General features: G+C 37.9%; 11 protein-coding genes, 1 pseudogene and 1 other annotated feature. Of the genes and pseudogenes, 9 read left to right on the forward strand and 3 right to left on the reverse strand.

Going from position 1 to position 11499, the window contains the following annotated elements:
• From ACH0AK_RS14795 to guaB, 9 genes and pseudogenes are all read left to right on the forward strand, one after another.
• Positions 1-186, forward strand: a pseudogene (locus tag ACH0AK_RS14795) (triacylglycerol lipase); the annotation flags it as partial.
• A gap of 286 nt (positions 187-472) precedes the next feature.
• Positions 473-1186 (forward strand): 16S rRNA (guanine(527)-N(7))-methyltransferase RsmG, encoded by a 714-nt coding sequence (gene rsmG / locus ACH0AK_RS14800; RefSeq protein ID WP_010734577.1) that lies wholly within the window; start codon positions 473-475, stop codon positions 1184-1186.
• Between the two features lie 11 nt (positions 1187-1197).
• Positions 1198-1965, forward strand: a complete 768-nt coding sequence (locus ACH0AK_RS14805) for a ParA family protein (protein WP_010734578.1) — start codon at positions 1198-1200, stop codon at positions 1963-1965.
• Complete coding sequence (locus ACH0AK_RS14810; protein ID WP_010734579.1) at positions 1952-2842, forward strand: ParB/RepB/Spo0J family partition protein; 891 nt, start codon at positions 1952-1954, stop codon at positions 2840-2842. The genes ACH0AK_RS14805 and ACH0AK_RS14810 overlap by 14 nt, the downstream gene beginning before the upstream one ends.
• Positions 2843-2860: 18 nt before the next feature.
• Positions 2861-3052 carry a DUF951 domain-containing protein gene (locus tag ACH0AK_RS14815; RefSeq protein ID WP_010734580.1) on the forward strand — a complete coding sequence of 64 codons (192 nt, stop codon included), beginning with the start codon at positions 2861-2863 and terminating at the stop codon, positions 3050-3052.
• Between the two features lie 8 nt (positions 3053-3060).
• Positions 3061-4161, forward strand: coding sequence for a redox-regulated ATPase YchF (gene ychF, locus ACH0AK_RS14820; protein ID WP_010734581.1), 1101 nt, complete (start codon positions 3061-3063; stop codon positions 4159-4161).
• An 80-nt stretch (positions 4162-4241) separates the two neighbouring features.
• On the forward strand, positions 4242-4937 hold the full coding sequence (locus ACH0AK_RS14825; protein WP_010734582.1) for a DUF1129 domain-containing protein: 696 nt from the start codon (positions 4242-4244) through the stop codon (positions 4935-4937).
• 250 nt (positions 4938-5187) lie between these two features.
• Positions 5188-5520: a hypothetical protein gene (locus ACH0AK_RS14830; protein WP_023520588.1), complete on the forward strand. Its 333-nt coding sequence runs from the start codon at positions 5188-5190 to the stop codon at positions 5518-5520.
• Between the two features lie 277 nt (positions 5521-5797).
• Positions 5798-7282, forward strand: a complete 1485-nt coding sequence (gene guaB / locus ACH0AK_RS14835; protein WP_010734584.1) for an IMP dehydrogenase — start codon at positions 5798-5800, stop codon at positions 7280-7282.
• A 69-nt stretch (positions 7283-7351) separates the two neighbouring features.
• On the opposite strand, the gene serS is transcribed toward guaB, so the two are convergent.
• The 3 genes from serS to croR form a co-directional block, all read right to left on the reverse strand.
• Positions 7352-8623 (reverse strand): serine--tRNA ligase, encoded by a 1272-nt coding sequence (gene serS, locus ACH0AK_RS14840; protein ID WP_226076010.1) that lies wholly within the window; start codon positions 8621-8623, stop codon positions 7352-7354.
• A gap of 50 nt (positions 8624-8673) precedes the next feature.
• Positions 8674-8879 (reverse strand) — a binding site (T-box leader).
• Between the two features lie 32 nt (positions 8880-8911).
• Positions 8912-10117: a sensor histidine kinase gene (locus ACH0AK_RS14845; RefSeq protein WP_023520586.1), complete on the reverse strand. Its 1206-nt coding sequence runs from the start codon at positions 10115-10117 to the stop codon at positions 8912-8914.
• On the reverse strand, positions 10104-10793 hold the full coding sequence (gene croR, locus ACH0AK_RS14850) for a response regulator transcription factor CroR (protein ID WP_010734587.1): 690 nt from the start codon (positions 10791-10793) through the stop codon (positions 10104-10106). Before croR ends, ACH0AK_RS14845 begins: the two co-directional genes overlap by 14 nt.
• Positions 10794-11499: the final 706 nt, after the last annotated feature.

Raw genomic sequence — 11499 nt, forward strand, 5'->3', positions numbered from 1 at the left:
GAAACATTAGCCGAAGTTAATTGTACAAAATGGGAGATTGTCGATGAGCCAACACAGGAATTTAGAGATAAAATCCGGCAGATCGATCAGATGTCAGAACAGTTTCAAACACTCGCCGATGAAATCACCCAAAAAATCAATGAAATGGTGGCACGTGACAAAGAATTAGCGAATCAATTGTTCTAACCCTTGCTACAAAAGTGAACGATCGATAAAAGCACTATTGAGAAGTGATTGTTGTCTAACTAAATAATAGAAAATAAAGGAGTGTGAGCAATGGGCAGCACACTCTTTTTGTGTTGTCCGAGGGCGGATTATTTTTTTATTGTAGAACAAGAATTTACCTACTTCCGAATTTGGCATAACCTCCTTTAAATTTATATATAGAAAGATTGCAACTCGACTCATTTTGCGTTAAAGTAGGAAGAGATTCTGTGAAACAATTAGCTGTTTCACAATGAAAGGAAAAATTATGACACCAGAAGAATTTCGCCAAGTCTTGGCAGAAAAAGACATTCATTTATCGGATAAGCAAATGGCGCAGTTTGACCGTTATTTTCATTTATTAGTGGAGTGGAATGAAAAAATGAATTTGACGGCGATCACTGATCGAGAAGAAGTTTATTTAAAACACTTTTATGATTCATTGACGTTGGCATTTGATGTTGATTTTTCAACTGGCCTGACTTTATGTGACGTCGGCTCAGGAGCTGGGTTCCCAAGTATTCCTTTAAAAATTGCTTTTCCTGAGTTACAAATAACGATTGTTGATTCCTTGAATAAGCGAATCACTTTTTTAACTGAGTTAACGAATCAATTAGAAATCGATGCATCTCTTTATCATGATCGTGCAGAAACATTTGGGCAAAATCCGCAATTCCGTGCATCATTTGATTTTGTGACTGCTCGTGCAGTGGCACGTTTGAATGTATTGACGGAACTGTGTTTACCATTAGTGAAACAAGAGGGCTATTTCTATGCACTGAAAGCTGCGAAAAGCGAAGAAGAATTGGCAGAAGCGAAACCAGCGATTGCGCAATTAGGTGGTAAATTTATCGGAGAGCAAGCAATTGAACTACCTAAAATCTCGGACAAACGCCACATTCTGATTATACAGAAGAAGAAACCAACACCGAAGAAGTATCCAAGAAAACCTGGGTTGCCGAATAAGCAACCAATCAAGTAGGAGGAGAAGAGATGGCACAAATTATATCCGTTGCAAATCAAAAAGGCGGCGTTGGTAAAACAACGACAACTGTAAATCTAGGTGCTTGTTTAGCAAGTTTAGGTAAACAAGTGTTGCTTGTAGATATGGATGCACAAGGAAATGCCACTAGCGGAGTAGGCATTCGTAAACCTGATGTGACACAAGATATTTATGATGTATTAGTCAATGAGTTACCAATTGCTGAAGCGACAATTGCTACTGAACATGAAAACTTGAGTATTGTGCCTGCCACTCTTCAATTAGCGGGAGCGGAAATTGAATTGACCTCAATGATGGCAAGAGAATCACGTTTAAAAAGTTCACTGGCTGAAGTCAACGATCAGTATGACTACATTTTAATTGATTGCCCGCCATCTTTAGGTCATCTAACCATCAACTCATTTACTGCAAGTGATTCGATTTTGATCCCTGTGCAGTGTGAATACTATGCGTTAGAAGGGTTAAGTCAATTGCTGAATACTGTTCGCTTGGTACAAAAACACTTCAACCCTGAATTGGAAATCGAAGGGGTATTATTGACGATGTATGACGCTCGAACGAATCTAGGGAATGAAGTGGTGGAAGAAGTACGGAAGTATTTCCGTGAAAAAGTGTATGACACAGTGATTCCTCGAAACATTCGTTTGTCAGAAGCACCAAGTCATGGAAAACCTATCATTGATTATGATCCGCGTTCCAGAGGCGCTGAAGTGTATCAAGCATTAGCAAAGGAAGTGGTCGATCGTGAAGAAAAGTAAAGGACTAGGCCGGGGAATCGACGCGCTGTTTCAAGATTTGGAAAATTTAGAAACAGTCAACGTGAAAGATGAAACTGTCATTCAGTTGCCACTAAACGAATTGCGTCCTAATCCGTATCAACCACGTAAAACATTTGAAGAAGTATCATTGCAAGAATTAGCGAACTCGATCGAGTACTCCGGTGTCTTTCAACCGATCATTGTTCGTCGTTCGTCGGTGAAAGGTTATGAGATCATCGCAGGTGAACGTCGTTTCCGGGCGTCTAAGTTAGCTGGCAAAGAAACGATTCCTGCAATTGTCAGAGATTTCGACGAAGAAGCGATGATGCAAGTTGCAGTTTTAGAAAACTTACAACGTGAAGACTTGAATCCTTTAGAAGAAGCAGAAGCTTACGAGATGTTGATGAAGAACTTAAAGTTGACACAAGCTGAAGTCGCAAGTCGTTTAGGGAAAAGTCGTCCTTATATCGCAAACTATTTGCGTTTATTGACATTGCCTGATTTGGTGAAAGAAATGGTCCAAGATCAACGATTATCTATGGGACAAGCTCGTACGTTACTTGGATTAAAAAATAAACAATTGATATTAAAATTAGCCAATCGTGTCGTAACAGAAAATCTAACGGTTCGACAATTAGAGCAGATCGTTTCCGAGCTGAATCAAAATGATGGGCAAGAAAAGAAAAAAATCCCACGTTTAGCAAAGGAAAAACCGTATTATATCCGTGAGAGTGAAGATCGCTTGATGGATAAATTTGGAACAAGTGTCGCCATCCAAGAAAAGAATGGGAAAGGTAAAATCGAAATCGAATATCTTTCACAAAATGATTTAACTAGAATTCTTGATATTCTAAATATTCAATTTGATGAAGAATAAACAGAGGGAGGCTATGTTATGTACGACTTACATGATATCGTAGAAATGAAAAAACCTCATGCTTGTCAAACGAACCGTTGGGAGATCATCCGAATGGGCGCTGATATCAAAATCAAATGTATGAATTGCGGTCATATCGTGATGATGACCCGTCGAGAATTTGAGAAAAAAATGAAAAAAGTACTTGAAAAAAATGTAGAGAAAGAGTGAATGAATTTATGGCATTAACTGCTGGAATTGTGGGTTTACCCAACGTAGGAAAATCAACTTTGTTCAATGCAATTACAAAGGCGGGAGCAGAGGCTGCCAACTATCCTTTTGCGACTATTGATCCAAATATTGGAATGGTTGAAGTACCTGATTGGCGTTTACAACGTTTAACAGAATTAGTAAAACCAAAGAAAACTGTACCAACAACCTTTGAGTTTACAGATATTGCTGGAATCGTTAAGGGTGCAAGTAAAGGTGAAGGATTAGGAAACCAATTTTTAAGTCATATTCGCCAAGTAGATGCAATCTGTCATGTCGTTCGTTGTTTTGACGATGACAACATCACACACGTAGAAGGACGTGTCGATCCTTTAGCAGATATCGATACGATCAATCTAGAGCTTGTCTTAGCAGATTTAGAGTCAGTGACGAAGCGCTATACACGTGTGGCAAAAATTGCAAAAACAAAAGATAAAGATGCAGTCGCTGAATTAGCGGTGTTAGAGAAAATCAAACCAGTATTAGAAGATGGACGTTCAGCACGTTCGATCGAATTTACAGAAGAAGAACAAAAAATCGTTAAATCTTTATTCTTGTTAACAACAAAACCGATCTTGTATGTTGCGAATGTGGCAGAAGATGAAGTAGCAAATGCAGATGCGAATGAATATGTTCAAGCAGTCCGCAATTTTGCTGCAGAAGAAAATGCAGAAGTGATTGTCGTTAGCGCCAGAGCAGAAGAAGAAATTGCTGAGCTTGACGACGAAGATAAAGCAGAGTTTCTTGAAGCATTAGGCATTGAAGAGTCAGGGTTGGATCAATTGATTCGTGCGGCGTATGACCTATTAGGATTAGCAACATACTTTACAGCAGGTGAACAAGAAGTTCGTGCGTGGACGTTCAAAAAAGGAATCAAAGCGCCACAAGCTGCAGGAATCATCCATACCGATTTTGAACGTGGCTTTATCCGTGCAGAAACAGTCTCATTTGAAGATTTAGACCAATACGGAACGATGCACGCAGCGAAAGAAGCCGGACGTGTACGATTAGAAGGGAAAGACTATGTCGTTCAAGATGGCGACGTTATGTTATTCCGTTTTAATGTATAAAAAGGCTATCATACGGTGTATGTGATATGTTAAAATGTCTTTTGTGACAACCGTCAGCGTCTAAGGAGGACTGTAAAATAATGGAAGCAGAACAGTTACGCGAAATCGTAAAAGAAAATGCGCAGTTAGAAGAACAACTAACAAAACGTAATCAACAATATATTTTTGACTTAAAAAAGTCGCTAGAAGCAGCGAATTTATCAGAAGAAGAAAAAGTAACGGCTTTGCATGAGATGTTACCCGTTTTAGTATCCGAACAAAAAGGTGGGAAAACAGCCCGCCAATTATTTGGAACGGTATCTGAAAGAACAGAAGCAATCATCAATAAACCGGTTGAAGTGAGAACTTCTTCGACACCAACGTTGATGTGGTTGGACAATACCTTACTCTTACTCGGATTATTGAGTGTCATGATCGCAATCACTGGATTGTTTTCACGTGAAACAACACCTGCTTATGGAATCACCACACTTGTACTAGGTTCAGCTATTGGTGGATGGGTCTTTTACTTGATGTACAAGTATATTTACCAGTATGAGTATCCAGGTGCTGATCGTAGTAAAAAACCTGGAATGGGTAAAACCTTGTTGATTTTGGGTGGAACGACATTGATCTGGGTCATTGCTTTTTCAGCAACAACCTTGTTGCCACCAATCGTTAACCCGTTATTAGATCCAGTGGTGATCATCATCATCGGTGCAGCAGCTCTTGCGTTGCGTTACTATTTAAAGAAAAAATATGGCATCGTTGGCAGTCTTTCTGTTCCAAGAAGATAATTTATTGGACTTAGAAATTATGTGACTTACGAGACGAACAAAAAAAAAGAGAATGTGTTAGCATTACGCTGCACGTGCTCTTTTTTATTGTTTATTTCTATTGATTTGACAGTGACGACCATGATCTCAAAACGTTTTTTTTATTATTATAAAAAATAATAAAAGAGTGTTATTATCAAATAATAGAGATGATCACTGATGTTATAAAATATGTTGAGCGAGATAGTTAAACGATAAGGGGTGAATGAATATGAAAAAAGTCAAATGGATATTTTCTATCAATGCTGACGGAGTGCCTCTGTTTGGTTATGCCGGAATCAAAACTGGACAATTTATTCTTGGGCATGGAAAAAAGTTTCAAAAAGAAATGCGGTCTGTTTTAGGGCCAGAAATCGAGCTGGATTTCATTAGCTATAATACAAGAAACCCAGAGACACTAACTGCTGATTTATTTGTGTATACAGATGTCGATGAAAAGTATCTTGACGAAGAGACGAAGAAAAAAGGCTTAAGCATTCCCTATAAACTATATTATTTGAATGAAATTGAAAAGATCAAAGAATCGATCGAAGCAAATGTTTAAAAAGTGAATTGCATCTTTTCTTTCTTGAAGTGTACTCGTTTCAGTTTAGTAAAAATATTGAGTAAGAAAAAAGAACGTGCAGTGTAAGACGAAAGCGCTAACTAACATTTGATTTTGATCAAACATTAGGAGACGCTTCATTATGCTGGTACGTTCTTTTTTTAGGATTCACTGAGTAGTTCCTTAGAAAAAACAAGGGATTAGTAGAAGTTGTTGACTTACAAAAGAAAATCGATTATTTTAGTAGATAAACTAAACAAGAGGAGTGGTACTAAAAATGTCCAACTGGGAAACAAAGTTCACGAAAAAAGGATTTACTTTTGATGATGTCTTATTGATACCAGCAGAAAGTCACGTGTTACCAAACGAAGTGGATATGAGTGTACAATTAGCAAAAAATATCAAATTGAATATTCCTATCATCAGTGCAAGTATGGATACAGTTACTGACAGCAAAATGGCGATTGCTATGGCAAGACAGGGTGGTCTAGGTGTCATCCATAAAAACATGACAATCAGCGAACAAGCAGACGAAGTACGTAAAGTGAAACGTTCTGAAAGTGGTGTAATCATCGACCCATTCTTCTTGACACCACAACACTTGGTCGCAGATGCTGAAGAATTAATGAGCAGATACCGTATCAGTGGAGTTCCAATCGTCGAAACATTGGAAAATCGCAAATTAGTAGGAATCATTACAAACCGTGATATGCGTTTTGTTACAGACTTCCATATCGAAATCAGCGAAGTCATGACAAAAGAAAACTTAGTAACAGCCCCAGTAGGCACTTCTCTAAAAGATGCAGAAAAAATCTTACAACAACATAAAATCGAAAAACTACCGATCGTTGATGATGCAGGTCGATTAAGTGGTTTGATCACGATCAAAGATATCGAAAAAGTAATCGAGTTTCCAAATGCAGCAAAAGATGAACATGGTCGTTTGTTGGTAGCTGCCGCAGTTGGTGTCACTAGCGACACCTTTGAACGTGCACAAGCTTTACTTGATGCTGGCGCAGATGCCATTGTCATTGATACGGCGCATGGACATAGCGCAGGTGTAATCCGTAAAATCCAAGAAATTCGCACAACATTTAAAGATGCAACATTGATTGCTGGTAATGTAGCAACAGCAGAAGCAACAAAAGCGTTATACGATGTAGGTGTTGACGTGGTGAAAGTAGGTATCGGACCAGGTTCGATTTGTACGACACGTGTGGTTGCTGGTGTGGGTGTTCCCCAATTAACAGCCATTTACGATGCAGCTTCAGTTGCGCGCCAATATGGAAAAACCATTATTGCAGATGGTGGGATCAAATATTCTGGTGATATCGTCAAAGCTTTAGCAGCGGGTGGTCATGCGGTTATGTTAGGTAGTATGTTGGCAGGAACCGATGAATCTCCAGGTGAATTTGAAATCTATCAAGGTCGTCGCTTCAAGACATATCGTGGAATGGGTTCATTAGGCGCCATGGAAAAAGGATCAAAAGACCGTTACTTCCAAGGTGGCACGAATGAAGCCAATAAGTTAGTGCCAGAAGGTATTGAAGGCCGTGTAGCGTACAAAGGAAGCGTAGCAGACATTCTCTTCCAAATGATCGGTGGCTTAAAATCAGGGATGGGTTATGTTGGCTCTGCAAACCTAAAACAATTAAGAGATGATGCACAGTTCATTCAAATGAGTGGCAGTGGTTTGAAAGAATCTCACCCACATGATGTACAAATTACGAAAGAAGCACCAAACTATTCTGTAGAATCATAATCAAACTTCTTGAACATAAAAAAGCAGCTAAGCAATTCGTGCCAACGAATCACTTAGCTGCTTTATTGTTTATTTGATTACTTTTAGGTTCCCCATGTAAGGCACGAGTACTTCTGGAACTGTGACTGAACCATCTTCATTTTGATAGTTTTCAAGGATGGCAGCAACCGTACGGCCAACTGCTAAACCAGAACCATTCAATGTATGTGCATAATGGATTTTTCCATCTGCATCTCGGTAACGGATCATCGCACGGCGCGCTTGGAAATCTTCACAGTTTGAGCAAGAACTGATTTCACGATACGTATCTTGTGCAGGGATCCATACTTCTAAATCGTACGTTTTCGCTGCTGAAAAGCCCATATCTCCAGTTGATAATGTCATAACACGGTAAGGTAAGTGTAATTTTTTCAAAATGTCCTCTGCGTCAGCGGTCATTTTTTCAAGTTCTTCATATGAATGTTCTGCATCAGCGAATTTCACCATTTCTACTTTATTGAACTGATGAAGACGAATCAATCCACGAGTATCACGACCGGCACTACCTGCTTCTGAACGGAATGCTGGGCTAAGTGCAGTGAAGTAAACAGGTAAATCTTCTTTTGCTAAGATTTCATTGCTGTAGTAGTTTGTTAAAGGAACTTCAGCTGTTGGGATCAAAGTTAAATCTGTATCAGCTAATTGGAAAACATCTTCTTTAAATTTAGGGAATTGACCAGTACCAAACATGGCTTGGCTATTTACAGCGTAAGGCGTCATCATTTCAGTATAGCCATGTTCATAGACGTGTTGATCTAACATAAAATTATAAAGGGCACGTTCTAAGCGAGCACCTAATCCTTTATAGTAAACAAAGCGGCTTCCTGATACTTTTGCCCCACGTTCAAAATCAAGAATACCTAGATTTTCAGCAATTTCCCAGTGAGGTTTTGGTTCAAAAGCAAATTGACGAGGTTCACTCCAGCGACGAGCTTCCACGTTATCCTCTTCATCTTTACCTACTGACACGGAATCATGAGGTAAATTAGGAAGAGTTGTAGCGATTTGTTGTAATTTTTCATCCACTTGTGCAACTTCTTCGTCTAGTGCTTTGATTTTCCCACCGACTTTTTTCATTTCAGCGATCTTCGCAGTTGCATCTTCTTTATTACGCTTTAATTGGGCGATTTCAGCAGATACATCATTACGGTATTTTTTCAATTCTTCACTTTCAACCAACAATTTTCTGCGAGATTCATCTAACTCCACAAACTCCGCTAAGACTTCTTTTTTAACGCCACGTGACGTTAATTTTTCTTGTACATAGTCAACATTTTGACGGATCATTTTAATATCTAACATTTCTTTTCCTCCTTTTTTTGTATAAAAAAACCAGCTCATCCAAAGAAATATCTTGGGACGAACTGGTTTGAGTTTCGCGGTACCACCCAAGTTCAGTCTATCGAGACTGCACTTGTAAACAGATAACGGCTGTTACCGACCTTTCTTATTTCGAAAGGCACATTGGGTGAACTGGAACTTCGAAATTATTTTTTACTGATTTGCACCAACCATCAGCTCTCTTGAAAAAAATAAAATGTACTGGGTTCACTGTTTTCTTCTATTTGTATTCTAAGAATAGCGAAAAATTTAGTTTCCGTCAATATGTTCTGTCAGATTGCCGACTAACTTTTCATTTTTTTTAAGCGGGAAATGCATGATAAAAGACGTCCAATCTTGATCTGACTTCGCATAGATATAGCCACCGTGCAATGCTACGATACTTTGTGCAATGGCTAGACCAAGCCCTGTCCCGCCAGTTTCTTGTGAACGGGATTCTTCCACACGGTAAAATCGATCAAATAGATTGTCAATGGCTTGTTGAGGAATCATGGCACCATTGTTTTTGACAACAACGATGACTTCTGAACCAAGTTGTTCAATTTCAATGATGATTTTAGTAGCTCCTTTGCCATATTTTAGGGCATTGGTTAATAAATTATTGAATACGCGAACCAACTTTTCGGTATCACCATCCATGATCAGTGAATTGATTGGAGATTCAACAAAAATTTGAATATCCTTTTTAGAAGCTTCTAGTTCAAAATCAGCTGCCAATTGTTCAATCAATTGGATCAAATCAAATGCAGAAAAATTCACAGGAACCGCCGGCTGACGTACCTTGGTATACTCGAACAGATCTTCTACCAATGATTTCATTTGTTTCGCTTTGACATAAGCAGTGTGAGTATATTTCAACAGATCTTCTTCTGTTTGATATTGACCATCTTCAATAAGACCTAAATAGCCAATAATTGATGTTAAAGGTGTGCGAATATCATGACTGACGTTTGTAATCAGTTCGTCTTTTGATTTTTCGATTTTACGTTCGTCTTCAATCGCCGCTACCGTACTATCCACTAAGCCATTGATACTTTTGACTACACGACTAAGATCGCCACTTAATTCGAAAGGGATACGATGGTCATAATTGCCATTAGCGATATAATGCAATTCACTAATAATGTGTCGTAATTGCATTTGTCGGTAGCGACGAATCAATCGCCAGTATAATACACCAACATCTAATAGAAAGAACACAGGAAAAATAAAATTTCGGCCATTCCAAAACAAATCACTATCTAAACGCTGGGCAAAGATATTTTTAGAATCCCAAATAGCGTTTGTCAAAGAAGGTGAACTACTGATGATCGAACTGATAATAACCAACATCGCTACATTCAATAGAAGCAGAAGGATGATCGTAATGATTCCTTCTGCTAATAATTCACTGATTTCTTTAGATGTCAGATTGATCCGGCGTCGTTTTTCGATCACTTTTTTATCTTGCATCAATTTTATAGCCCACTCCCCAAACGGTTTGAATGACTTTTTCTCCACCAGTTGCTTCTTCAATTTTATCTCTTAGATGACTAACATGAACCATTACTGTTTTAGCAGAAACGATACTTTCTTGTTTCCAGACACGTTCAAAGATCTCATCTGCACTGAATACATGGTTAGGATGACTTGCAAGGAGATATAGAATACCAAATTCTAAGGCAGTCAGTTGGATTTCTTTTCCATCGATTGTTTTGACTTCATGGGAATCTTTATTGATGATCAAGGCATTTACTTCTAGGACATCCGGTTGATCTGGTGTCACTTGCATTTTTGTGCGACGTAACAAAGATTTCACACGAGCCATTACTTCAAGAGGATTAAATGGTTTTGTTACGTAATCATCCGCTCCAGCTACTAATCCTTTGATTTTATCCATATCAGTCGTTTTCGCTGTTAACATGATGATCGGGATTTGTGATTCTTTTCTTAATTCTTTTACTACTTGCATGCCATCCATTTCAGGCATCATGATATCTAGAATAAGTAATTCAATATCAGGGATTGTTCGTACTTTTGATAATGCTTCTTTTCCATCATAGGCTTTTACTGCTTCGTAGCCTTCATTGTGTACGTAGATACTAAGTAATTCAACAATTTCCTTGTCGTCATCTGCGATTAATATTTTCATAAATAGATCCTCCATCGATTAATGTGTTTACTCTTAATATTTTAGCAAAAAAAAAGATAAATAGATAAAAGCAGCGCTTTGTTAAGGAAAATTTTAGAAGAAGAGGGGGTAGAAGAGGTGGAAACCTAAGATAAAGGAGGAAACAAAAATAGAAAGTGATTTAAATCAAGGAGAAACATCATTTAAACGAAGTAATAAATTGAGAACACTTATACAGCAATAGTAAGAAAAAATAAATTTGATCAAACAAACTAAAAGATGAACATTATCTCGGTGGAACTAGTTTAAACAGGAGAAAAAACACGTAAAAACGAATGATTTTGTGCTTCCTATTTTTAATGATCGACTCTCTTAAAAATGTTGATAAATCAGCCTTTTTTTAGTTGACTTTCAAAATTGATGTTGGTATATTATTATTTGTCCGAAAGAACGGAAAACAAACAAATCGATTCTTAAAATTAGTGATTGACATGTTTGTTAACACATGATAAGATAACGAAGTTGCTTTTGAGTGATTCACTGATTGAAGTTAGTTTCGCAAAGAAAAAAACAAAAAAAGTGATTGACAAATAACAAACAACAAGTTATTATAAGTGAGTTGCTAAAACGACCTCGTGAAAAACGAGTTAAAAAAACTTTTAAAAAATAGTTGACAATCATCCGAGAGTTTGCTAAGATATAAAAGTTGCTACGGCAATCACAAACG

Origin of the sequence: Enterococcus pernyi (assembly GCF_045371165.1) — a bacterium.
Classification (GTDB): domain Bacteria; phylum Bacillota; class Bacilli; order Lactobacillales; family Enterococcaceae; genus Enterococcus_B; species Enterococcus_B pernyi.